This window comes from Acinetobacter pittii ANC 4050, from assembly GCF_000399685.1.
Taxonomy (GTDB): Bacteria; Pseudomonadota; Gammaproteobacteria; order Pseudomonadales; family Moraxellaceae; genus Acinetobacter; species Acinetobacter pittii_E.
Genome location: NZ_KB976987.1, coordinates 3,552,319 through 3,576,999 on the forward strand (window position 1 = coordinate 3,552,319; position 24,681 = coordinate 3,576,999).

The 24,681-nt window shown below is 39.8% G+C and carries 25 protein-coding genes; 12 read left to right on the forward strand and 13 right to left on the reverse strand.

The annotated features are described in order from the left end of the window. Nucleotides 1-108 precede the first annotated feature (108 nt). Nucleotides 109-1,272 (forward strand): acyl-CoA dehydrogenase family protein, encoded by a 1,164-nt coding sequence (locus F931_RS20490; RefSeq protein WP_016143009.1) that lies wholly within the window; start codon nt 109-111, stop codon nt 1,270-1,272. A 31-nt stretch (nt 1,273-1,303) separates the two neighbouring features. Here the strand turns inward: F931_RS20490 and F931_RS20495 are convergent, their stop codons facing one another. Next, nucleotides 1,304-1,903, reverse strand: a complete 600-nt coding sequence (locus tag F931_RS20495) for a TetR/AcrR family transcriptional regulator (RefSeq protein WP_016143010.1) — start codon at nt 1,901-1,903, stop codon at nt 1,304-1,306. A 185-nt stretch (nt 1,904-2,088) separates the two neighbouring features. Here F931_RS20495 and F931_RS20500 point away from each other — a divergent pair, with 185 nt between their 5' ends. From F931_RS20500 to F931_RS20525, 6 genes are read left to right on the forward strand one after another with little or no spacing between them, the layout of a single operon-like run. Continuing rightward, complete coding sequence (locus F931_RS20500) at nt 2,089-3,894, forward strand: acyclic terpene utilization AtuA family protein (RefSeq protein WP_016143011.1); 1,806 nt, start codon at nt 2,089-2,091, stop codon at nt 3,892-3,894. A gap of 20 nt (nt 3,895-3,914) precedes the next feature. After that, nucleotides 3,915-4,796 (forward strand): SDR family oxidoreductase, encoded by an 882-nt coding sequence (locus F931_RS20505; RefSeq protein WP_016143012.1) that lies wholly within the window; start codon nt 3,915-3,917, stop codon nt 4,794-4,796. A gap of 2 nt (nt 4,797-4,798) precedes the next feature. After that, a complete protein-coding gene (locus F931_RS20510) occupies nt 4,799-6,412 on the forward strand; it encodes an acyl-CoA carboxylase subunit beta (protein WP_016143013.1) in 1,614 nt (537 codons plus the stop codon). Between the two features lie 42 nt (nt 6,413-6,454). After that, complete coding sequence (locus tag F931_RS20515; protein WP_016143014.1) at nt 6,455-7,612, forward strand: acyl-CoA dehydrogenase family protein; 1,158 nt, start codon at nt 6,455-6,457, stop codon at nt 7,610-7,612. A gap of 16 nt (nt 7,613-7,628) precedes the next feature. After that, nucleotides 7,629-8,465: an enoyl-CoA hydratase/isomerase family protein gene (locus tag F931_RS20520; protein WP_016143015.1), complete on the forward strand. Its 837-nt coding sequence runs from the start codon at nt 7,629-7,631 to the stop codon at nt 8,463-8,465. Between the two features lie 18 nt (nt 8,466-8,483). Beyond that, nucleotides 8,484-10,424 carry an acetyl/propionyl/methylcrotonyl-CoA carboxylase subunit alpha gene (locus F931_RS20525; protein ID WP_016143016.1) on the forward strand — a complete coding sequence of 647 codons (1,941 nt, stop codon included), beginning with the start codon at nt 8,484-8,486 and terminating at the stop codon, nt 10,422-10,424. A gap of 53 nt (nt 10,425-10,477) precedes the next feature. On the opposite strand, the gene F931_RS20530 is transcribed toward F931_RS20525, so the two are convergent. From F931_RS20530 to rplM, 5 genes are all read right to left on the reverse strand, one after another. Further along, nucleotides 10,478-11,137, reverse strand: coding sequence for a hypothetical protein (locus F931_RS20530; protein WP_016143017.1), 660 nt, complete (start codon nt 11,135-11,137; stop codon nt 10,478-10,480). Nucleotides 11,138-11,154: 17 nt separating this feature from the next. After that, entirely contained in the window at nt 11,155-11,589 is a 435-nt protein-coding gene (gene sspB, locus F931_RS20535; protein WP_016143018.1) for a ClpXP protease specificity-enhancing factor, read from the reverse strand. Between the two features lie 6 nt (nt 11,590-11,595). Further along, on the reverse strand, nt 11,596-12,249 hold the full coding sequence (sspA, locus tag F931_RS20540) for a glutathione S-transferase N-terminal domain-containing protein (protein WP_016143019.1): 654 nt from the start codon (nt 12,247-12,249) through the stop codon (nt 11,596-11,598). Between the two features lie 174 nt (nt 12,250-12,423). Then, nucleotides 12,424-12,810, reverse strand: a complete 387-nt coding sequence (gene rpsI / locus F931_RS20545) for a 30S ribosomal protein S9 (RefSeq protein ID WP_002048725.1) — start codon at nt 12,808-12,810, stop codon at nt 12,424-12,426. Nucleotides 12,811-12,822: 12 nt separating this feature from the next. After that, on the reverse strand, nt 12,823-13,251 hold the full coding sequence (gene rplM / locus F931_RS20550) for a 50S ribosomal protein L13 (protein WP_002117832.1): 429 nt from the start codon (nt 13,249-13,251) through the stop codon (nt 12,823-12,825). A gap of 173 nt (nt 13,252-13,424) precedes the next feature. Here rplM and pdxA point away from each other — a divergent pair, with 173 nt between their 5' ends. Genes pdxA through apaH form a run of 3 tightly spaced genes read left to right on the forward strand, consistent with a single transcriptional unit; the run spans nt 13,425 to nt 16,087 of the window. Then, nucleotides 13,425-14,408 carry a 4-hydroxythreonine-4-phosphate dehydrogenase PdxA gene (gene pdxA, locus F931_RS20555; protein ID WP_080649555.1) on the forward strand — a complete coding sequence of 328 codons (984 nt, stop codon included), beginning with the start codon at nt 13,425-13,427 and terminating at the stop codon, nt 14,406-14,408. Between the two features lie 23 nt (nt 14,409-14,431). Then, the gene (gene rsmA / locus F931_RS20560) at nt 14,432-15,244 is read left to right on the forward strand and encodes a 16S rRNA (adenine(1518)-N(6)/adenine(1519)-N(6))-dimethyltransferase RsmA (protein WP_016143021.1); all 813 of its coding nucleotides are present in this window, start codon (nt 14,432-14,434) and stop codon (nt 15,242-15,244) included. Then, on the forward strand, nt 15,245-16,087 hold the full coding sequence (gene apaH / locus F931_RS20565; RefSeq protein ID WP_016143022.1) for a symmetrical bis(5'-nucleosyl)-tetraphosphatase: 843 nt from the start codon (nt 15,245-15,247) through the stop codon (nt 16,085-16,087). 92 nt (nt 16,088-16,179) lie between these two features. Here the strand turns inward: apaH and F931_RS20570 are convergent, their stop codons facing one another. The 4 genes from F931_RS20570 to hflX all read right to left on the reverse strand — a co-directional run bounded on the left by F931_RS20570 (nt 16,180) and on the right by hflX (nt 19,139). After that, nucleotides 16,180-16,623 carry a DUF2147 domain-containing protein gene (locus tag F931_RS20570; RefSeq protein ID WP_016143023.1) on the reverse strand — a complete coding sequence of 148 codons (444 nt, stop codon included), beginning with the start codon at nt 16,621-16,623 and terminating at the stop codon, nt 16,180-16,182. Nucleotides 16,624-16,705: 82 nt separating this feature from the next. After that, a complete protein-coding gene (lrgB, locus tag F931_RS20575; protein ID WP_016143024.1) occupies nt 16,706-17,380 on the reverse strand; it encodes an LrgB family protein in 675 nt (224 codons plus the stop codon). A 10-nt stretch (nt 17,381-17,390) separates the two neighbouring features. Further along, entirely contained in the window at nt 17,391-17,762 is a 372-nt protein-coding gene (locus F931_RS20580; RefSeq protein WP_016143025.1) for a hypothetical protein, read from the reverse strand. A gap of 33 nt (nt 17,763-17,795) precedes the next feature. Next, entirely contained in the window at nt 17,796-19,139 is a 1,344-nt protein-coding gene (hflX, locus tag F931_RS20585) for a ribosome rescue GTPase HflX (RefSeq protein WP_016143026.1), read from the reverse strand. A 218-nt stretch (nt 19,140-19,357) separates the two neighbouring features. On the opposite strand from hflX, the gene plsC reads away from it, so the two are divergent. Beyond that, nucleotides 19,358-20,167: a lysophospholipid acyltransferase family protein gene (gene plsC, locus F931_RS20590; RefSeq protein WP_016143027.1), complete on the forward strand. Its 810-nt coding sequence runs from the start codon at nt 19,358-19,360 to the stop codon at nt 20,165-20,167. On the opposite strand, the gene plD is transcribed toward plsC, so the two are convergent. Beyond that, complete coding sequence (gene plD, locus F931_RS20595) at nt 20,168-21,793, reverse strand: phospholipase D family protein (protein ID WP_016143028.1); 1,626 nt, start codon at nt 21,791-21,793, stop codon at nt 20,168-20,170. It lies immediately after the preceding gene. A 106-nt stretch (nt 21,794-21,899) separates the two neighbouring features. Here plD and F931_RS20600 point away from each other — a divergent pair, with 106 nt between their 5' ends. Then, on the forward strand, nt 21,900-22,910 hold the full coding sequence (locus tag F931_RS20600) for a metallophosphoesterase (protein WP_016143029.1): 1,011 nt from the start codon (nt 21,900-21,902) through the stop codon (nt 22,908-22,910). Between the two features lie 50 nt (nt 22,911-22,960). Here the strand turns inward: F931_RS20600 and psaB are convergent, their stop codons facing one another. Together psaB and F931_RS20610 are read right to left on the reverse strand one after the other, a co-directional pair. Then, nucleotides 22,961-23,440, reverse strand: coding sequence for an outer membrane lipoprotein YfiB (gene psaB, locus F931_RS20605; protein WP_016143030.1), 480 nt, complete (start codon nt 23,438-23,440; stop codon nt 22,961-22,963). A gap of 14 nt (nt 23,441-23,454) precedes the next feature. After that, nucleotides 23,455-24,678: a diguanylate cyclase DgcN/YfiN gene (locus F931_RS20610; RefSeq protein ID WP_016143031.1), complete on the reverse strand. Its 1,224-nt coding sequence runs from the start codon at nt 24,676-24,678 to the stop codon at nt 23,455-23,457. Nucleotides 24,679-24,681: the final 3 nt, after the last annotated feature.

Consider the following 24,681-nt stretch of genomic DNA (forward strand, 5'->3'; position numbering starts at 1 on the left):
TTTGATGTTTTATGCCAAGAAAATGGAGATTCTTGCAACTTTTGATTGAGGGCAAACATGACAAGATAGGTGCTGGATTTAAATAAAAACATCAGGACATTTCTACACATGCAACTCAACCCAATTTACTATAATGAACAACATATTGCTTTTGCTGATAATGTTCGTCGATTTGTACAAAAAGAAATGGCACCTTTCGTTAATGAATGGGATGAAGCCGAGACATTTCCTAGAGAGCTTTATAGAAAGGCTGCTGAAATTGGTCTATTGGGGCTAGGCTTTTCTGAAGAATATGGTGGCATTCCAGATGCAGATCCATTTTATTCATTACTGGCTGGTATCGAAATGGCAAAGGCGGGTTCGGGGGGAGTGCATATCTCGTTAATGGTACACACAATTGGTGCTCCACCAATCCAGCACTTTGGAAGTGAGGAGTTAAAAGCTAGAGTCCTGCCAAGTATTATTTCTGGTGAAAAAATTTCTGCACTAGCAATTACAGAACCGGGTGGTGGTTCTGATGTAGCCGCATTACAAACTAAAGCCATTCGTGATGGTGATTATTATATTGTCTCTGGTGAGAAGACCTTTATTACGTCGGGAATTCGTGCAGATTACTATACAGTTGCAGTGCGTACAGATCCGACAAAAACAGGTGCTGAAGGTATTTCAATGTTGCTCGTTGATGCGCACAGTGCGGGGATCACTAAAACACCTTTGAAGAAAATGGGATGGTGGGCTTCTGATACAGCTCATTTGCATTTTGATCAAGTACGAGTTCCTGCATCACATCTTCTTGGCAAAGAAAATGCTGGCTTTAAAGTCATTATGAATAACTTTAATATGGAGCGTTTTTTCTTAGGCGTGGTGGCTTATGGTTATGCTTTAGTCTGTTACGAAGAAGCTTTAGACTGGGCGCAGCAACGTAAAACTTTTGGTAAAAGATTAATTGATCATCAAGTGATTCGTCATAAACTAGTAGATATGGCAACGCAATTGACCTCAACACGGGCATTGCTTGAAGAAACTGCGTGGAAAATGACTCAGCCGAAGTTACAAGGACCTGAGTTAGTGGCACAAATTTCAATGCTTAAAAATGTTGCGACTCGTACTATGCAATTTTGTGCTGATGCAGCAGTACAAACTTTGGGAGGCATGGGATTTATGCGTGGGACTAAGTCTGAACGTATTTACCGTGAAGTGAAGGTCAATATGATTGGTGGTGGTGCCGAAGAAATTATGAAAGATTTGATTAGTAAGCAGTTGGGTTATTGATTCTTCTAAGGTGGTCATTGAGCCACCTTTTTTATTTCAAAGCCATTTCCCAAACCATTTCCGTTAACTCATCAATTTTAACTTTACCCTCAGATTTATACCAAGTTACGGTCCATGAAATCGCACCACCAACTAATCTTCGCCAAATAAAGGCATCATGTTTTATTTTGCCCTGAGTGTGCAACTTTTCAATAATATCTAGCCAGATTTGTTCATATTCATTACGCATTTTTAAAAGATAATTTTGTTTTTCTTTTGACAGTGCAAACCACTCATAAACCAAAACAGCCATTGCTGCACCCGTATCTCCGGTAATTGAGTTAAGTTCAGCTTTAATAAGGGCACGTAATTGTTGTTCTGGATCGGTAGATTGAGCTGCTGCATCTTCTAAACGAGCAAGATTGTAAATAATAGTTTCTTCCATTACGTGAGCAAGGATGTCATCTTTACTTTTGAAGTGATGAAATAAGCTCCCTGATTGAATCCCAATAAATTGAGCAAGTTCGCGTACAGTGGTTTTGTCATAACCTTGTTTGTGAAATAGATAGGCAGCCCCATGTAATAAACGACCACGTGGGCTGTCATCAAAACAAGAGATATTTGGAATCTGTTCAATTGAAGTCGCAATCATACGAAAGCTAAATCCTTTATATAAAAATACTTAACGGAAAAATTTGCCAAATTTTCTTCTGTTTTCACTTAATGGTTAAGTTTGGCAGTTTTAGTCAGTTTCACAATAACATTTTGCTCTTTACAAACCAAGCGCTTGCTTGGTAATGTTGAGTGTAATTTTTAAACAAAATAATGAGAAATAAAATGGTAAGTGATCAGCAGGATGGTAAGCGTGTCTTAAAAATAGGTTGTGCCTCAGGTTTTTGGGGGGATACCAATACTGCCGCTTTCCAATTAGTACATTTAGCTGATATTAATTATTTGGTTTTTGATTACTTATCAGAAATCACCATGTCGATTATGGCAAAAGCGAAAATGGTAGAGCCAAAACATGGCTATGCATTGGACTTTGTCAGTCGGGTGATGGCACCTTTACTTAAAAAAATTGCAGTAAAAAAGATTAAGGTCATTAGTAATGCTGGTGGTGTTAATCCATTGGCATGTCGAGATGCTTTGCAAAAAATAATTAAAGAATATGGTCTAGATCTGAGAGTTGCTGTGGTTTTAGGCGATGATCTTTTAGCACAGCATGAACAACTCAAGCAGCAAAATATTCGGGAAATGTTTAGCGGGGAAGCTTTGCCAGATCAGGTAGCGAGCAGTAATGCCTATTTAGGTGCGGTTGCTATTCGTGATGCCTTAGACTTAGGCGCCGATATTGTGATAACTGGCCGTGTGGTTGACTCTGCGGTGGTACTTGCACCCTTGCTTCATGAATATAAATGGTCGCTTGATGATTATGACAAATTGGCGCAAGGTTCACTGGCAGGTCATGTGATTGAATGTGGTGCGCAATGTACGGGTGGTAACTTTACCGACTGGCAATTGGTGCAGGGCTTCGACAACATGGGGTTTCCAGTCGTTGAAGTGAGTGAAGATGGCTCATTTATTGTGACTAAACCACAGGGGACAGGAGGACTGGTATCTCCGGCAACTGTTGCTGAGCAAATTGTTTATGAAATAGGTAATCCTCAAGCATATTTATTACCCGATGTAATTGCGGATTTTAGTCAGGTGCATTTAGAGCAAGTCGGGGAACATCGAGTTCGTGTGACAGGGGCAAAAGGACAAGCACCGACTGCACAGTATAAAGTCAGTGCGACTTACCCAGATGGATATCGGGTTTTAGTCAGTTTTTTAATTGCAGGTCGCGAAGCTCCACAAAAAGCACAAGTCATTGCCGATGCGATTTTGAGTAAATGTGAGCGGGTTTTAGCAATGCGCTCAGTGCCACCTTTTAGTGAAAAATCGGTTGAAATCTTAGGGATTGAAAGTACCTATGGTGCACATGCTCAGGCATTAAATAGTCGTGAAGTGGTCGTTAAAATCGCTGTAAAACACATGTTTAAAGAAGCCTGTATGTTCTTTGCTTCTGAAATTGCACAGGCCTCTACAGGCATGGCTCCAGCCTTGGCAGGAATTGTTGGAGGACGTCCAAAAGCGTCTCCAGTCATTAAGTTATTTTCATTTTTAATTGATAAAAATCAAGTTAATGTCGAAATCGATTTTGAAGGCAAACGTTATCCAGTTGAGGTTCCACAAATAATTTCTACAGAGCAATTACCTACATTAACAGCAGGCGAAAATGCAGTTTATCAAGGAGATGAAATTGAAGTTCCTTTGATTGAAATTGCACATGCCCGCAGTGGTGATAAAGGTAATCATAGCAATATCGGTGTGATTGCGCGTAAAGCAGCATATTTACCGTGGATTCGTGCGGCACTGACTGAACAGGCGGTTGCAAGCTATATGCAGCATGTTTTGGATGCAGAGAAAGGGCGAGTGATTCGTTATGAGTTGCCGGGTTTAAATGCACTGAATTTTATGCTGGAAAATGCTTTAGGCGGTGGTGGGGTTGCAAGTTTGCGTATTGACCCACAAGGTAAAGCATTCGCACAGCAATTATTGGATATGCCTGTCAAAGTTCCGGCACAGCTTTTAGAAAAATAAAATGAATGGAAGAAACAAAGATGAGTTATCAATCAACTTTTAGACCAGATGCTTTCGCCAATAAAGTCATTATTGTGACAGGCGGTGGCTCAGGAATTGGCCGTTGTACTGCACATGAGCTCGCTGCTCTTGGTGCCCAAGTAGTGATTACAGGACGCAAAATTGAGAAATTAGAGAAAGTAAGCCAAGAAATTATAGAAGATGGTGGTTTGGTTCATTTCATTGTTTGTGATAACCGTGAAGAAGAACAAGTGAAAAATATGATTGCCGAAGTGATTGAAAAATTCGGCAAATTGGATGGTTTGGTGAACAATGCGGGCGGCCAGTTCCCCTCAGCTTTAGAGAATATCTCTGCAAATGGTTTTGACGCAGTTGTGCGTAATAACTTGCACGCGACTTTCTATTTGATGCGCGAAGCTTATAACCAATGGATGGCAAAACATGGCGGCAGTATTGTCAATATGACTGCCGATATGTGGGGTGGAATGCCGGGAATGGGACATTCTGGCGCTGCGCGTTCGGGAGTTGATAACTTAACCAAAACAGCATCGGTCGAATGGGGGAAATCTGGTGTACGTGTAAATGCGGTTGCGCCAGGGTGGATTGTCTCATCTGGTATGGATAATTATAGTGGTGATTTTGCCAAAGTGATTATTCCAAGTCTTGCTAGCAATGTGCCGTTAAAACGTATGGGAACCGAGTCAGAAGTATCCTCGGCGATTTGTTATTTACTATCTGATGCTGCGGCTTTTGTGTCGGGTGTGACTTTGCGTATTGATGGCGCAGCATCACAAGGTACACGTATGTATCCACTAGGCGAAGCCACAAATAGTCAGTCTTATAATGGTTTCCACCGTGCATTTATTCCTGAAATTTTTAAAAAACAAACTGAGGAGGAATAACGATGACAATTCTTCCATCAGAGATTGCAGTAGGCAGTGAACAGTATCAAAACAATAAAGAAGCACTGCTTGCTCAGTTGAATGAAGTACGTGCAATTCAGCAAAAAAGTATTGAAAAGTCATATGCTGCCAAACCGAAGTTCGATAAGAAAGGCAAGATTTTGCCGCATGAGCGTGTACGGTTGTTGCTCGATGCCGATTCACCTTTTGTTGAGCTGTGTGGTTTGGTCGGTTACAACATGCATGATGATAAAGATGGTTCTGAAGCGGGTGGCGGCGTGATTGCTGGCATTGGTTTTGTCAGTGGTGTGCGTTGTCTCGTATCTGCAAGCAATAGCGCAATTAAAGGCGGGACCATGTCACCTATGGGTGTACAAAAAACGTTGCGTTTGCAAAAAATTGCATTAGAACAAAAGCTCCCGTTAATTACGCTGACTGAAAGTGGCGGCGCTAACTTAAATTATGCTGCGGAAGTATTTACCTATGGCGGCATGACTTTTGCCAATCAGGCACGTCTTTCTGCAGCAGGTATTCCACAACTTGCTGTGGTGCATGGTAATGCAACGGCAGGTGGTGCTTATCAACCCGGTCTTTCAGATTATGTCATTGCCGTGCGTAAGCAAACCGAGATGTTGCTTGCAGGTCCACCTTTACTTTTGGCTGCCACGGGCGAAGTAGCAACAGCCGAGGAATTAGGTGGGGCAGAAATGCATGCACAGATTGCTGGAACAGCAGAATATCTGGCTGAAAATGATGCTGATGGGATTCGACTGGCACGTGAAATTTTTGAACACCTGAACTGGAAAGAGCAAATCAAGCCAGTTGAAACGACTTATAAAGAACCTCGTTACGATACCGAGGAACTGTTGGGTGTTATTCCAAGTGACCCTAAACAACCATTCAATATGAAAGAAGTGGTTGCTCGTATTATTGATGATTCGGATTTTCTAGAATTTAAACAGGAATATGATGATTTAACAGTATGTGGCTGGGCAAAAATTGGTGGCTTGTATATCGGTATTATTACTAATAATGGCCCGATTACACCTCAAGGGGCAGCGAAGGCAGCGCAGTTTATACATCTGTGTGAACAGACCAAGCGTCCATTATTATTTTTGCATAACACCACGGGTTTTATGGTAGGAACTGACGCAGAGCAAAACGGTATTATCAAACACGGCTCGAAATTGATTCAAGCGGTTGCCAATTGTACTGTACCTAAAATTTCAATCGTTGTAGCAGGGTCATATGGTGCTGGTAACTATGCGATGTGCGGTCGGAGTTTATCACCAGATTTTATTTTTGCTTGGCCGAATTCGCATGTTGCTGTAATGGGTTCTGCACAGGCTGGAAAGGTACTACGCATTGTGGCTGAAGGAAAGCAAAAAGCTTCAGGGCAGGAGCCGAATCCGCAGATGCTCGATTTTCTTGAGCAAAGTACGGCGATGAAATTAGAGCAGCAATCTACCGCACTTTTCAATACGGCCATGCTACATGATGATGGCATTATTGACCCGCGAGACACTCGAAAATTATTAATTTTCCTTTTACAAACTATTTATGAAGCACAGCAAAGAGAGTTGAATCCAACTCGTTTTGGTGTATCTCGTTTTTAATCAACCTTTACCGCAATTAAAAAAATTAATAGGAATAACACCATGAAATTTACTGCCGAACATGAAGCATTGCGCCGTACAGCTCGTCAATTTGTTCAAAATGAGTTGAATCCACATATTCCAGAATGGGAGGCTGCGGGACGTTTCCCAATCCATGAAGTATTTAAGAAGATGGGTGATCTTGGTTTATTAGGAATTTGTAAGCCAGAAGAAAATGGCGGTTTAGCTCTAGACTATTCTTATAACCTTGTGGTTGCTGAAGAAATTGGCTATGCAGCTTGTGGTGGCGTGCCTTTGGCGATTGGTGTGCAAACCGATATGGCAACACCAGCTTTGGCCCGTTTTGGTAGTAAAGAATTACGTGATGAGTTTTTAACACCAGCGATTGCCGGGGAGTATGTCGCATCGATTGCGGTATCTGAAGTGCATGCCGGTTCAGACGTTGCTGCTATTAAAACCACAGCTAAAAAAGATGGCGATGACTACGTTATTAACGGCAGCAAAATGTGGATTACCAACTCATTACAAGCTGACTTCTTTTGTCTTTTAGCCAACACGTCTGATGATAAACCCCACGTTAATAAGTCAATGATTATTGTGCCCGCAAAAACGAAAGGGATTAGTTTTTCAGAACCCCTTAATAAATTAGGGATGCGTTCAACGACCACAGCGCAAGTTTATTTGGACAATGTCCGTGTACCGCAGCGTAATTTGGTTGGCGTTGAAGGCATGGGCTTTATGATGCAAATGATGCAATTTCAGGAAGAGCGGTTATGGGCTTGTGCTAATGCTATTGGTGGTTTGGAAAATTTAATCCAGAAGACTATCGACTATACCAAAGAGCGTACCACGTTTGGCCAGCCACTCATCAATAACCAATATATACATTTCCGTTTTGCTGAACTTATGACTGAAGTAGAAGCACTTAAAGCACTCACCTATCAGGCGTGTGAGCAGCATATTGCGGGTGAAGATGTGACCAAGCTGGCTTCTATGGCAAAACTAAAAGCAGGCCGTTTAAGCCGTGAAGTTGCCGATAGCTGTCTGCAATATTGGGGCGGCAATGGCTTCATGTGGGATAACCCTGCATCACAACTGTACCGTGATGGTCGTTTAGGCTCTATTGGTGGTGGGGCAGATGAGATTATGCTGGGGATTATCTGTAAGTTGATGGACATCCTACCTAAAAAACAGAAATAAAAATAAGGAATCGACCATGACACTTTCAGCATCTCTACAAGCTATAGATATTGACGACAGCATTCAATTAGAACAAGACGGCAGTATTTTATATCTCTGGTTAAACCGACCAGAGAGCCGTAATGCCATGAACTTCAAGATGGTCAATGCCATTCAACAAGTCTTTAATGCCATTCGCGATGACCTTTCGATTCGTGCTGTCATCATTCGTGGTGAAGGTGGAACTTTTTGTGCGGGTGGTGACATCAAAGACATGGCAGCTTTACGTGTTGAGGCAGCTAATGTTGGCAGTCTACAACCTTATGTGGACTTTAACCGCCGTTTTGGTGCCATGCTTGAGCAAGTTGAAGCCGCACCGCAAACGGTTGTGGTGATTTTAGAAGGCGCGGTGTTAGGTGGTGGTTTTGGTCTGGCATGTGTTTCCGATGTTGCTATTAGCCGTGACAATGCTCAGTTTGGTTTACCTGAAACCGGTCTTGGAGTGATTCCTGCGCAAATTGCTCCTTTTGTAGTGAAACGTATTGGTCTAACTCAAGCTCGTCGATTAGCTTTATTAGGTATGCGCTTTGAAGGGCATACGGCACTGAATGTCGGTGTGGTTCATCAAATTGCACATAATGAAATTGAACTTGAGCAAGCTTTACAAGAAACGATTCAGCAAATTAAACGAGCAGCTCCTCAAGCTTCGCGTGTGACTAAAGCACTGTTACATCGAACGCTTAATGAACCTTTAAATGAATTGCTCGATGACGCAGCTCAGCAGTTTGCCCAAGCAGTTGGTGGAGCTGAAGGACAAGAAGGAACGATGGCTTTTATCCAGAAACGTTTGCCAAATTGGGCCGATGAGTCATAAAAGATAAGGATAAAAATAATGAAATTTTCAAAAGTACTGATTGCCAATCGTGGTGAAATTGCAGTTCGAGTTATGCAAACAGCCAAAGCAATGGGCTATCAAACTGTGGCGGTTTATTCTGATGCAGACCGTAACGCTCGGCATGTACAAGAAGCCGATGAAGCTGTTTACATTGGGACATCTAAAGTATCCGAGTCTTATCTTTCCATTGCTAAAATTATCGAAGCCTGTAAAAAAACTGGGGCAGATGCTGTTCACCCCGGTTATGGTTTTTTGTCAGAAAACACTGATTTTGCTCAGGCATGTATCGATAACCAGATTACATTTATTGGGCCAACAGCTTCTGCAATTGAGCTAATGGGGAGTAAACGACTCTCAAAAATTGCCATGATTGAAGCAGGCGTCCCGTGTGTACCGGGTTATGAAGGTGATCGACAAGACCTTGAGTATTTAGCAGCACAAGCTGAGCAGATTGGCTTTCCGATTATGGTCAAAGCTTCAGCAGGTGGTGGTGGCCGCGGGATGCGTTTGGTACAGCAGTCATCCGAATTGATTGAGGCATTACAAACAGCACGTTCAGAGGCTGAAAATGCTTTTGGTTCAGGTGAGCTTATTTTAGAAAAAGCAGTGATTGCGCCGCGCCATGTCGAAATTCAGGTTTTTGGTGATACACACGGCAATTATGTCTATTTATTTGAACGTGATTGTTCAATCCAGCGACGTCACCAAAAGGTTGTTGAAGAAGCACCATGTCCAGTCATGACTTCTGAACTGCGTCAGCAAATGGGTGAGGCCGCTGTAGCAGCAGCTAAAGCATGTGCTTATGTCGGGGCAGGTACAGTTGAGTTTTTACTTGATGCATCAGGTACATTTTATTTTTTAGAAATGAATACCCGTTTGCAGGTAGAGCATCCTGTTACTGAACTCATTACAGGTTTAGATTTAGTTGAGTGGCAGTTGCGTGTTGCCAATGGTGAACCGTTACCCTTGCAACAACATGAGTTGACCTTAACTGGGCATGCAATTGAAGTGCGCCTGTATGCAGAAGATCCACGGCAAGATTTCTTACCACAAACAGGACAAGTTCTGCGTTGGCAGCCGGCAACTTTGCCAAATGTACGGATTGATCATGGGATGTTAGTAACTGATGAGGTTAGTCCGTTTTACGATCCGATGGTAGCAAAGGTGATCGCATATGGGAAAACCCGTGAGGATGCGATTCGCTTACTCGCTCGTGCTGTGGATGATTGTGTTTTGCTAGGTGTAAATAGCAATAAACAGTTTTTGGTCAATTTACTGAGACATCCAATAGTTGTTGCAGGAGATACTAATACTGCGTTCATTCAACGGCATTTTCAAAATGACAGCAGTCTACATAAGCAGGTTCTATCTTTAGAAACCTTAGCAATTGCTGCGGCATTATTTAGCCAAAGTAACGGTGCGGCAGTGTGGCAAACTGGCCTAGGTGTGCCATTACCATTAAAGCTTAAATATGATGATCAGCAAGTTCAATTGCAGCTTTCATCGCTAAATAATACGTTTACGGTACAGCTCTGCGATCAATCAGTTAGTATTGAAGTGCTCGAAAGAACGGCAGAGCAATTAGTTTATTTAATGGATGGTGTACGTCGCCGTGTGCAATATATACTGGATGATGATCAACTTTATTTAGATCGAGATAATGGCAATGTTGCAATTCGCAATGTAACTTATGCTGCCCCAGAAATAGTGGATGTGGCCGGCGATGGCAAAATTCGTGCTCCGATGGATGGCGCTGTAGTGAATATCTTGGTTGATAAAGGTGATCAAGTCGTGAAAGGTCAAACTTTACTAGTTCTTGAAGCCATGAAAATCCAACAACAGATTAAATCTGATGTTGAGGGGGTGGTTGATGATGTCTTAGGTCAACAAGGGCAACAAGTAAAAAAACGGCAAATATTATTTACGATTCAAATCTAATAAAAAATGCCACCTTTTATGGGTGGCATTTAGCGGATTGCATAGGCAAATTCTTAAGCAATTAATTGTGTATAAGCACAGTACAAATAGCCCAAAATTGCTAAAGCAACGACTGGGGCAATAATCTTTGACCATGTAGGTACAGAAATTTCGACAGCTTGTTCTTCAATATGCACGTCATCATGATGAGGTTGGGTTTGGTGAACCATTTGGTTGAACTCCTTCATTGTTGCATCCAATGATAGCTCTTCTTGTTCCACAGGTTTAGAACCAATTAATTCATTTAGATGGTTTGTTGACCAAACCCAATCTTCTGCTTGACCTGATAAATGCTCGATCTGACCTAAAATTAATTCTTTTAAGCCATTATGTCCAAAACCACCTGTCTCATCGAGCTGGTTAAGTTCTGCTAACTGCAAAGTTAAAATTTCAGAAATACTCTGTTCGAGTTCTGAATTTTTTAAAGTCGACTGATTATGTTTAGAAGTCGTTAAATGACGAGCAACTTCTTGAATATAAAGTGGATCTGAGGTTTTGATTTCTTGATAAATCTTATTGTCATTTTGACGCCATAAACTAATCAGTTTTCCAAGCGTAAGAATATTCACCTCATCAATCAGTTTATTTTTTTCATTAACTGGATATTGATTTAAAAGCTGAGGCTTTTGAATTTTTATCTGCTCAGCAAAGTATTGGACTAAATCAAATGCCATGCTTTCTTCCTCTAAATTTAATCTAAAATTCTTAACGTCGGTTTTTTCTTAGTCGATGTTGTTTCAGTTGCTTCTTGTACTTCTGACTCTACTGTATCTTCTATAGGCATTACATTGGCATATTCTTCAGGATCAAAGAATAAACCTTGTCCATTCTCACGTGCATAAATCCCTAGAACAGCTTGAATAGGAACATAAATATCTTTTGATGCTCCCCCAAAACGAGCTGAAAAGGTAATAGCTTCATTGGTAATAAGTAATTGATGAACAGCATGCGGCACGATATTTAAAACGATTTGTCCATCTTTAACAAATTGTTGTGGAACATCGGTATGTGGCTGTGTCGCATCAACTAATAAATAAGGCGTAAGTTGGTTATCACAAATCCATTCATAGATTGCACGAGCAAGATAAGGACGTGTAGGGGTTAAATCAATAGTTTGCTCAGACATATCACGCTATTCCATATTTAATAGTTCATTGTAACGGTTTTTCTCTTGAGGCGTCATCGATTTAGCAAAAGAAGGCCGTTCAAAGATACGTTTACAGTACAAAAATATAGGTCGACAGTGCTGTTTTGGTAAATCAATTCCCATGCTATTTAATCTTAAAAAGATAGGGGCAAGCATGCAGTCTAAGATTGTAAAATTCTCAGACATAAAATATGGAAAATGCTGAAATAGGGGAGTAAGTGAAATTAATGTTTCACGTAGTTCTTTTTGAGCTTTTTGCTTTTGTTCAACATTTAGAGTGTCTGCATGTTTTAACATGTGATCTGCTAACTTGAACCAGTCGTTTTCAAGCCTCCAGATATACTGACGCTGTTCTGCACGCATCATCGGTGCATCGGCATACAGCTTACTTTGACGATAACGATCATCTAAATATTCAGCAATAATAGGAGCTGAAAATAACTTAAGATTTTGTTCTACCAGCATCGGTAATTGGTTATAAGGATTTAAACTGGCCAAATCTTCGTCTTCATGGTCAGTTACGATCAATTGATATTTGATTTGTTTTTCTGCTAATAAGAAACGAATCCAGTGAGAACGGAAATCATCAGCATGACTGTAAAGGGTAATCCCCTGAATAGAGGTGTTTTCGACCGACATATCACAAGACGACGTGGTTGAGTGAATCGATTAGGATACTAAAAATGCTCTAGGAAATCACGGTTCTAAAGAGATAGTTTGTTTATATTTACAAGTTTGCATTTAATGCTTTTATTTACGTAATAAAAAAGCCTTGGAAAAATCCAAGGCTTTTTGTCCAACTCGATAAACGAATTAACGTTTAGAGAATTGAGGACGTTTACGAGCTTTACGTAAACCAAGTTTCTTACGTTCAACTTCACGAGCATCACGAGTAACGAAACCAGCTTGACGTAGAACAGGTTTTAAAGTTTCGTCAGCAGCGATAAGCGCACGAGTAATACCGTGACGGATCGCGCCAGCTTGACCACCAATACCACCACCTTTAACAGTGATGTAAAGGTCAAACTTTTCAGTAACTTCTAAAAGTTCTAAAGGTTGACGAACAACCATACGAGCAGTTTCACGACCGAAATATTGCTCTAAAGTACGGTTGTTAATAACGAGTTTACCTGTACCAGCTGACAAGAAAACACGTGCAGTTGCGGTCTTACGGCGACCTGTACCATAATTAGTAGCCATGTGCTGTATCCCTTAGATGTCCAAAACTTGTGGCTGTTGAGCAGCATGCGGATGCTCAGTACCAGCGTACACTTTCATTTTTTTGATCATTGCATAACCAAGAGGACCTTTTGGTAACATGCCTTTAACCGCTTTTTCAAGAACAGCTTCAGGTTTGTGAGCGATTAACTTCTCGAAGTTAGTCTCACGGATACCACCAGGGAAACCAGTATGGCGATAATATTTCTTATCAAGTGATTTTTTACCAGTCACTTGAACTTGTTCAGCATTAATCACAACGATGTAATCGCCAGTGTCAACGTGAGGAGTATAAGAAGTTTTGTGCTTACCGCGTAAACGACGAGCGATTTCAGTCGCAAGGCGACCTAAAGTTTTGCCAGAAGCATCAACAACATACCAGTCATGTTGAACTTCAGCTGGCTTAGCGCTGAGAGTTTTCATTAAACCACTACCTATTATAGTTGGTTTGGACTATGGAATCTGTCCAAACAAAAGGAGCGAGCATTCTAAACGAGTTTGTTCAAAGTCACAAGAAAAATCCAGTTTAAGCGAGATAATTTAATCCATAAACTGATGAATGTCAGATATGTTAAAATCAAACAAATTCTTGTTATGTGTCTGGAGTGATTGTGCTGCCATTATATGTCACTTCCGGTGAACCGGCTGGTATTGGACCGGATATTTGTTTGAGTTTAGCTAAGCGGGTCGATCAGCATCCAGTTGTAATCTTGGGTGATCGAGACTTATTAGCGCAGCGCGCCCAAAAACTTGGTGTGGATATTCAATTTATAGAATATACCGGACAGCCTGAGTCATCTTCTCTGAATGAACTTTATATAGAGCATGTGCCTTTGGAGGCTGCGGTAATTGATGGTCAATTAAATCCAGCAAATGCGGCTTATGTATTAGAACAACTACGTCGTTCAGCTGATTACGCAATGTCTGGTAAAAGTGTCGGGGTAGCTACGGCACCAGTGCAAAAATCAGTTATTAATGATGCTGGTATTTTGTTTAGTGGCCACACTGAATACTATCAAGAGTTTGCAGGCGTGGAACGTGTCGTCATGATGCTTGCAACTAAAACCTTACGTGTTGCTCTAGCAACTACACATTTACCTTTAAGAGATGTAGCAGATGCGATTACCAAAGAACGGTTGCATCAGGTTATTGATATTTTACTACACGACCTAAAAACTAAATTTAAAATTCCAGACCCACGTGTATTCGTGTGTGGTTTAAATCCCCACGCGGGTGAAGATGGCTATTTGGGTCGTGAAGAGATTGAGACTATTAATCCGGTACTCGAAAGTTATCGGGCGCAAGGGATTAAGATGAGTTTAAGCTTGCCGGCCGATACCTTGTTTACCCCCGAACATCTTAAAAATGCAGATGCTGTACTTGCCATGTACCATGATCAAGGGTTACCTGTGTTAAAATCACAAGGGTTTGGTGAAGCCATCAATATTACATTGGGTTTGCCGTTCATTCGAACTTCGGTTGACCATGGCACTGCGTTGTCTTTAGCTGGCACTGGTTTGGCAAAAAGCTCAAGTTTAAATGTCGCTGTTGATTTAGCTTTATCTTTAGCAGCGAGCTAAATTTTTCATGTTGGAAATGTTCTATGTATCAAATTAATGCCCTAAACCCGAAAGATGAAGGGCATAAAGCTCGTAAACGTTTTGGTCAAAACTTCTTACATGATCAGCGAGTCATTGCCAAAATTGTGCGCTCTGTAAGTCCGCGTACGGGTGACAATATTGTCGAAATTGGACCGGGTCTAGCTGCCTTAACTTCTCCTTTAATTGGGGAGTGCGATGCGTTAACAGTGGTGGAGTTAGACCGTGACTTAGCTGCGGGTCTACCAGAACGTGTTCCACATCCAGAACGTTTGACGATTGTAGAAGCTGATGCATTAAAATATGACTTTAGCGAACTGGTAAAAGATGGCCGACCATTACGTGTAGTCGGTAACTTACCTTATAACATTTCAACCCCATTACTTTTTCATCTCTTGGAATTTGGCAGCAAAGTTAAAGATATGCACTTTATGCTGCAAAAAGAGGTGGTTGACCGTATTACTGCTGAACCGAATACGAAAGAATATGGCCGCTTGTCGGTAATGATTCAATATTACTGTCAACCAACATTTTTATTTGAAGTACCAGCTGGTGCATTTAACCCACCACCTAAAGTAACGAGCGCTGTTTTCCGCCTTGTTCCTTATGATCAAAAGCCAATTACAGCAAAAGATGAAAAAGCTTTAGCTCGACTGGTCGCTCATGTATTTACTCAGCGTCGTAAAACATTAAGAAACAGTCTTAAAGGTATGATCGCAGAAGATGGCTTTGAAAAGGCTGGTGTTGATCCGATGGCTCGTCCAGAAACTTTAACACTTGCTCAATTTGTTGCTTTGGCCGATCAAATGGTGGCGTAAATGACTAAGCGTTTTAACTATGTTATTGGCGATGTGCAGGGATGTTTTGAAGCTCTAAAAGCCTTGCTTAAAGAAATACGTTTTGATCCAGATCAAGACTTTTTATGGTTTGCTGGTGACTTAGTCGCACGTGGTGAAAATTCAGTAGGGGCATTACGTTTTATTAAAAAACTTGCTGATCGTGGTGCTGCTGCAACTGTACTTGGAAACCATGACCTGACTTTAATTGCGGGTGCACGTGGTTTAAAAGAGATTAAAGCAAAAGATCGGACTCAAGATGTTGTTGATGCGATTGATGGCGATGAGTTAATCGACTGGCTACGTAAACAGCCATTATGTCTATTGCCAAATGAGCATACGATCCTTACTCATGCTGGTATACCTTGTATTTGGGATGCAGAAAAAACTGTAACGTTGGCGAAAGAGGTCGAGACTGTACTCGCAAACGAAGATTTATCTGTATTAGATGCTTTTTTGGCAGACATGTATGGTTCAAAGCCAGATTTATGGGAAGATAACCTAACGGGTTCGGCACGTTTACGTTGTATTACTAATTATTTGACTCGCATGCGTTTAACCAATGCAGAAGGGGCTTTAGAGTTTAGTTTTAAAGATTCTTTAGATGCGCCAATGCCGGAAGGTTATTTCCCTTGGTTTGAATTCCCGAGCAAAGCGGCACAAACTCATCAGATTATTTTTGGTCATTGGGCTGCGCTCGAAGGCAGAACTGTTAATGAGCAAATCCAGAATATCGATGGTGGCTGTGTTTGGGGCAGAAAATTAATGGCTTATCGACTTGAAGACAAAGAAATTTTTTCTGTTGAAAATCCTGTGCAAATATAAGAAAAGCAATGCTTTTCTCTGAGCGCAAGATGAAGTTTCTAACTGAATTAAAAATAAAAAAGCCACATAAGCGGCTTTTTTATTGGGAACTATTATTCTACGCGAATCCAGATTTGATTACGTCCCAAAGCTGAAACTCCGAGATAACCACGCATATGTAAGCGTTTGCCAGTTGAACTAAGCTTCGCCTTAAGACCGTAAACTTTGCCAGTATTCGGATCTAAAATTTTGCCACCAGTATAGTTAAGTCCATCTGTCTGTTTTAAACCCGTTGCGATATCCAGACCTAAAATCGGTTTATTGGTGTATGGCGCAGGGCAATTATCACAAATTTCTTTAGGCGTATAACCTGGGCGCGGCGTAAGTTTGACAATTTTCCCAGCATATGTCCCGTTCGCTTCTTTTCGTATTTCTACCTGTGCTTTGGGAGCACCTGTCTTATCATCAATTGTTTGCCAGAGACCAGTAATATCTGCTGCAAATGTAGCAGTATTAATCCCCAATAAGAGCAGAGCTCCAATAAATATTTTCCCCATAATTAAAAATCCTTTTAACTTTGAAAGGTCATCTTATTTGGAATTGTTAGACCGTTCAATGTTTATTTAATCCACTTTTTAATTATGGTGCTCCAAAAGACAACATTAGTGTTGGTAGCCAAATTGCAGTAAATACGCCGTTCAATGCCATACCAAATGCAGCGTAACGACCTGCAACTGGTCCGCGTTGCCAAGCTTGAGCCGTTCCGATTGCATGTGCTGCTAAACCTAAGGCTAAACCTGATGCTCTCTCATCATGAATATGTTTAAGTAAGAAAGGTGAAAAGGCTGCGCCGATTACCCCAGACAAAATAACAATAAGGGTCACTAGTGTTTCAGGAGCATGTAATAAAGTTGCGATGTTCAGAGCAATTGGAGTAGTTACTGCACGCGTTGCAAATGCAAGGATGGTAGATTCAGACATATGTAACAAGTAAGCCAAACCCATAGGTAGAGCAACGGCGCTAATACTTGCAAAAAGTAAAATACCAATGACCGATTTAATTGGAAGGTCATCGTAGCGCATTGCAGCTAAAGGAATGGCTAAGGCTACGGTGACATAACCTAATAGATGACCAAATAAGTCATTTACATAAAGACGATACTGCTCATATGGCACATGCAAAACCGAAAGTAAGCCAATTACAATGAACATGCCGAAAACTAAAAGTGGAACTTGCGGAAAACGTCGGTTTAAAGGTTTTGCACAAAGATAACCAATTAATGTGATCAAAAATCCGTATAAAATCGTAAACATCTTATTCTCCTTATAACCAACGTTTTGCCATTTTTGCATAAACCCACAAAGGTATAAGGGTACTGACCACTAAAACCAAAAGAAATAATGGAATTTCCTTACCCATATGTACTAGCATAATTAATGAACCTGCACAGATAGGCAAAAAAGCGAAACCACTTTCTTTCATGATTTTATTATTGGTATCGACTATTCGAAGTGGAATTTTTTTAAACTTTCTCCAAATGAGTAAAATAATAAGTAAGCTGATTAACCCAACCAGATTACCTAATTCTGGATGACCAAAAGCACGCATGACAACGACAGAGCCTTCACGAAAACCAATAATGAGTAGTAATGTAATTACCCATGCTGTCCAGTCTATACTTTTGATCTTATCCATATTTTTTATCTCTAAAAGTTTACTTATCAAGTTTTAACTGATATTGCCCTTGATTTCAAACTCTTCCAAGGGACGCTTAAATTGACTGGCGTGTTCACCTAATATCTCATCTAAGGGGAGTTTTGCTTGGCGAATCAGTTTTTCTAACTTATGTGGTGCAATCTTCACATCAATATGTAATAAGCCTGCATCATCATAATGTTCAGACTCAATCACATTTAAAGCATAAAGCTGAGTGCGCAATTTGCCATAAGCTGGTTTAAGCACGAGAGAAAACTTTTGAATTTGCCCCATTAAGCATTCTTGTACTGCTTTTTGAAGTAAATCTAGGCCTAGGCCAGAATGAGCCGAAACATAAACTCGATCTGGGACGTGTGGCTCAGCATAAATGATTTTGGCTTCTTCACCACTTAGATCGATTTTGTTATATACCCGAAGTACGGGAGCATCAGCGCCAATTTCTTTTAATACACTTTCAACTGTTTCAATTTGGTCGAGCATGTCATGGCTGTTGCTATCAATAACATGCAGTAAAAGGGTAGCTTCAAGTGTTTCTTCAAGTGTTGCTTTGAATGATTCAACCAAATCATGCTGTAAGTTTCGTACAAAACCTACGGTATCCGCTAGTACAACAGTGCCGATACCATCCCAGTCTAAACGACGTAAGGTTGGATCAAGTGTTGCAAATAGTTGATCGGCTGCGTAGACATCACTATTTGCTAAAATATTAAATAAAGTCGATTTTCCTGCATTGGTATAACCTACTAAGGAAACTGTTGGAATGGCTGCTTTTTGTCTTGCAGCACGCCCTTGCATACGAGTCTGATGTACTTTGTCTAATTTGTCTTTTAATTGAGTAATACGAACACGGATGAGACGGCGATCTGTCTCTAGCTGTGTTTCACCGGGACCACGTAAGCCAATACCACCTTTTTGCTGTTCAAAGTCGGCAGACCAACCACGAATGAGACGGGTAGATAAATGTTTAAGCTGAGCAAGTTCGACTTGCAACTTACCCTCATGTGTACGGGCACGCAGCGCAAAAATATCTAAAATTAAACCGGTCCGATCAATGACGCGGCATTTTAATATTCTTTCTAAATTTCGTTCTTGAGCAGGTGATAATGCATGGTCAAAGATAACCAGGCTCGCTTCTAGTTCCTGAACTTGCTCTGTAATTTCTTCGACTTTTCCTGAACCAATAAAAAATTTAGGGTTAGGCTTATTACGCTGAACCTTAATATGTTCAAGGATATCTGCACCCGCAGACTGTGCAAGTAGAGCAAACTCTTCGGCATCCAGGTCATCTAATAATTGTACAGAAACACTCACTAAGATTGTGCGTTCACCGCCTTGATGCCGATCAACATATTCCACGTGGCTATAAATCCTGAAAATGGGAAAACTTTATTCTAGAGGAAACTTAAGCAAAAGGGGAAAGCGTTTGTTCTTATCCTTTAGATTAGCGATATGAGATCAGCGTAATGTTCAGATTTATTTTATTTGCCGTGTTCTAACGTCAATGCAAGTTTATTCTGAAACGTATAGAATGACTTGAGATGGGTATAACAAAGATTAATCGTTAGTGAAATTTTATGGCTCAAACGCAAAGTATAGTTAATTCAACGTTAAAGAAATTATCAAAAATAGGTCTATACGGGAAAAAAGTCACTTCTGCCACGGCCGCAATTAGTGAGGGTTTTTATCTAGTTTATCGACATGGACTTTATAAAGATCCTAATAATCCTGTTAATACACGTTATGTCCAATACTTTTGCCGCCGTTTATGTCAGGTTTTTAATTTAGATATAGAAGTACATGGCACAATTCCGAGAGAACCAGCTTTATGGGTAAGTAACCATATTTCTTGGTTAGATGTTGCAGTTTTAGGTTCAGGTGCGCGAGTTTTCTTTCTTGCTAAAGCTGAAATTGAAAATTGGCCCATTCTTGGAAACTTAGCCAAAGGTGGCGGAACGTTATTTATTAAGCGTGGATCTGGAGATTCCGTCAGAATTCGTGAGCAAATTACTGAATTTTTAAAACAGAATATCCCAGTATTATTTTTCCCTGAAGCAACGACTACAGATGGGCACTCTGTTAAAAAAGTTCATGGACGATTACTGGGTGCAGCGATTGAAGCACAACGTCCGGTACAAGTATGCTTGATTTGCTATGTAAACCGCGATGGAGAGCTAGATACGGTTGCGCCATTCATTGGTGATATGACATTTGCCGAACATATTCAACGTGTACTTGAAATGCCGAAGGTAACCGCTCATTTATTAACTTTGCCTCCCATTCCAGTGGAAGGGCATGATGTCAAAAGTCTAACGCGTGAAGTTCAAGAAAAAATGGTAGAAGGTTTGGCTCAACTACATCAAAAAGTACTTAAGCCAAAAAATTAACTACATAAATCCTTCAATTGGCAGCCATGAAAGAAACTTCATGCCTGCTTTTTGCCACCACTTCATCTCTGGTTCCTGTCTATAAATTACAGGGCCATTTGAAGTTTCTTGCTGCCAATAAATATGGTTGTTAGCGTCGAGCTTTAATTTATAAGCATACTTATTTAAATTTTCATTCATCGTATGGTGAATCGTCTTAGCCAACGAAGGACTATCTAAAATCACGCCAATTTCAGTATTTAAATAAGCCGAGCGTGGATCAAAATTAAATGAACCAATAAAAACCTGTTCATCTAATGCCATAAGCTTAGTATGCAAACTTGAGCGACTTAATCCTTTCATATTTACTTTAGCTTTAGTGGCAAGCTCATCTGTATTCTTATTTAAATCTCTTTTATCAGGTGTCGGTAAAAACTCATAAAGTTGTACGCCGTTTTTAAGCAGCTCTTTACGATATTTCCCATAAAAGGCATGTACAACAGCAACGTCATTCGCTTTAAAAGAATTCGTTAAAACTCGAACTTCAACACCCTCTTTAGCAAGCGTGCCTAAAATTTTGGCCCCTTGTTTTTCAGGAATAAAATAAGCTGAGATTAAATCAACGTTACTTTCTGGTTTTTCCAAATGATTAATTAATTGGAAATTTAGGTGTTCTTCTTTTTTAGCTTTTGATTTGATTTTATCGGGCGAGTCTTTTACGACTTCTGCTTTTACCCAGTCGAATCGAATATTGCGATTTAACCATTGATCAAATGCATGAGACTTTGATGTCAAGTTTAGAAAGTTTTGAACGGTAGCTTGTTGGTAGTGTGCTTCAAGCTGTTTTTTTAATCCTTCATACCGTAAACGATGCTGTTCAGGACTTACGATACTTTGAACTGAATATGCATATTCATGATTCCAGTAATCATCGAATGAATTTACGATATCATCAACGGCAGCGCCTACCAGCATTACATCAACATCAGAAAACTGATAGCTATCGCTAACATTGTAATATTGATTAGTCATGTTACGTCCGCCAATAAGAGCAACCTCATTGTCAGCAATAAAACTTTTATTGTGCATACGACGATTAATTCGTTTTAAATCAAGCACCATATCCATCGCACGATATTTGCGAAAACGATAGGGATTAAAAAGTTTAACTTCAATATTTTTATGCTGAGAAAGGGCCAGTAAAATCCCTTCCATTTTTTTTGCATTATTGTCATCAATAAGAAGTCGGACTTTTACACCTCGATCAGCTGCACGAATAATAGCGTGCAAGGCTAAAGCACCAACTTTGTCATTATCCCAAATGTAATATTGTAAATCCAAAGTCTTTTCGGCTTTATCAATTAATCTGAGTCGGGCAGCTAGGGCCTCTAACGGATCATTTAGAACATGGAAACCCGTTAACTTAGGATTCTGTTGGCGTAAGGGGGTAATAATTTTGGCAAGTGAAGTCTCAGAGGTATCAATATCTTTTGCATATTGCACAGGCTCAACACCATGTTTTGGCAGAGTACTACAACCTGTCAAACCCACAGCAAAACTTGAACATAGGACTATAGAGGCTTTTATCAAAGAGCCTTTAGCTTGTTGATTCGTTTGAAGCTGTTTGGAATGAAAGGATTGTGCCATAATCAGTACATACGATAACGTGAGCTAGAGTATAATTCGTGCATATTGAAAGATAAATATTGAATTTGATTACTAGCAATCAATATAAGATAAGTCGAGAGTCGTAATGTGGAATCCAAATTCAATCATTTTTTGTTTTTACTTTATTTTTTCAATACTTGCTCTATGGGGAATTTCTGAGGCTTGGATTCATCAATCTCGCACCGAGACCATTCATCCATTTAAAGCTTTTGTACATCTACTCGCATTTTACCTCTCTTATCTACTTATTCCTCTCTGGTTTTTTAATTTATATGCTGCTTGGATTGGTTACTACTCAATTCATCAAGGTATTTTCATCTTTTTCTTAAGTGGCGTATTAATTTATGCCCGATTTATCGAGCCTCATTTAGTCCGTGTCGATACTCATCAATATCGCCTAAATCCAGATCGTAGTTTTGATAAGCCCGTAAAAGTAGCTCTAATTGCAGATTTACATATTGGTTTATTTTCAGGGCATGAACGTCAGCTCAAAACTATAGTTAGAAAATTAAATGAACAACAACCTGATTTAGTTGTCGTTGCTGGAGACTGGACATATGAACCAGAAGATAGACTGATTGATGAGTTAAGTGTTTTAAAAGAAATCCAGGCGCCCGTATATTCGGTTCCGGGAAATCATGATGAGCAATATCCTGGCCCACCGATTCAACAATTATTAAAAGATGCTCTGTTTTATAATGAAGTTATTGATATAGAAGGGAAGATTGTTGATTTTGAAGAATTTCGCTTGATTGGTATTGGTGATCTCTGGGCAGGAAAAACCGATATGCGTTCTATGCCAGATTTACCCCAAGACAAGCCTTGGTTAATTTTGTCTCATAATCCAGATACGGTTGACATGGTACCTAAATTACCGAGTCGTCCATTAATGTTATCTGGACATACGCATGGAGGGCAGGTCGAGCTTCCATGGTTGACTAATTATATTATGAAAAAAGTATCAATTTTAGGCCACAAACGTGGATTTTACTCTCATGAGCATGCGGATGTCTTTGTTACAGTCGGCACAGGAATGGTTGGAATCCCTTTACGTTTTAGAGTACCGCCAACCATTGATATTATTGAGCTAATTTAAAATAAAAAAGCCAATCACGTAGGATTGGCTTTTTTATGAATTAAATTTACTTATGGAATAACCACAATGGCAACACGTCGGTTAATCGCACGATTTTCATTGGTTGTATTTGGAACATAAGGCTGTGTTGAGCCGCGACCAATCACGTAAATATTTTCTTTTTTGAATCCACGAGCTAAGAAAAGGTTTGCCACACTTTGTGCACGTTCTTCAGATAGCTTCTGATTATATGCAGCATCACCAACATTATCAGTGTGACCCACAATTTTTAATTTATTCAGATCATATTTATTCAACTGATTGGCTAGACGCACTAACTCAGCTTCATGGCTTTGTTTTAACTCTGCATTATTAAAGTCAAATAATAAACGTTCTGGTAAACCTAGAGTCCATCCTTCATCAGTAAGAACGAAACCTTCTTTTTTGAGCAATTTTACTTGACGATATTTTAATGGTCCAAAACTCAGGCACCCTGCAAGAGTAATGCATAGCAATGCAATAAAGGAGAGTTTTAAAGATCTTGTATTCATAGATTAGCCTAAATTTAATTTTCAGGTTTATAGATAAACCAGTGTTCATCCGAATTCTTAGCCTTATACATTGCTTGATCTGCTTGCATAATGAAATCTTCGGGGCTAGATGCGAATTGTGATAAAGCAATACCTACACTGAAACTGAAGTAAATCGTTTGACCATTCAGATGCAAAGGTTCTTTACAGCTTTCGAGTAAATTTTCAGCAATAGATATTAAATGATCAGCATGACTAATGGAATGCAAAATGACAGCAAATTCGTCGCCACCTAACCGAGCAATAAAATCTTGATGACGTAGACGTGTTTGTAGTCGATTCGCCATTTCTTTTAAAACTTCATCTCCAGCTAAATGGCCAAATTGGTCATTAATCGATTTGAAGTTGTTGTTATCTATAAATAATAAAGCAGACTTATTGTCGAAACCTTTATCCTCAAACATATCTAAGAGGATTTGATAAAAATAATGCCTATTAGGCAATAAGGTAAGCTGGTCGTGATGAGCCTGAAAGGATAATTTACGATTTTCCTTTTGTAGCTGATTATCCCATATCTGAATTTCTTCAAGTAACTCGTTAAAAACGGTATTTAAATCTTGAAATTCTTTAATTCGATTATAAGGAAAACGAAGATTATAAGCTTTTTGTTCACTTACGATTTGAGCAATATTAGTAAGTGGATAAATAGCCTGCATAATTTGACGATACGTTAGGTTTACTGACCACCACAAAGCGCAAACAATAAACAACATCGCTATTGCAAGTCCAACCATAATCATTTTGAGGAACTGCAATATTTTTTCAGAACTACCAAAAAGTGTGAGTTCGCCTACATTTTGTTCATGATGGTAAATTGTAAGATGAACAGGCTCATTTAAAAACCAATGATCAAACCAGCCTTCTAAAATTGAAGTTTGACTTGATAATTTAAAACTTTGGGCAATTAAATGATGTTCAGAATCATAAATATGAATAGTACGAATTGAATGTTCATTCGTATATTCATTCAAAATTTGCTCTATGGTAATTTTATCATTAAATACTACAGCGGGCTGGATACGCTCTAATAGCGTGTGGCTAAGCAATTGCAAATTCTGTTTAGCATAAGTTTCCATTGTAAAAACAGAAATGGAAACAAATGTAAAAGAACAAATAAAAAAAGTGATAGCAAAAATAGTAAATTGAGATTTTCTAAATAATGCATGTAGTGAAGTGGACTGATACAACTTTGATATCATCAT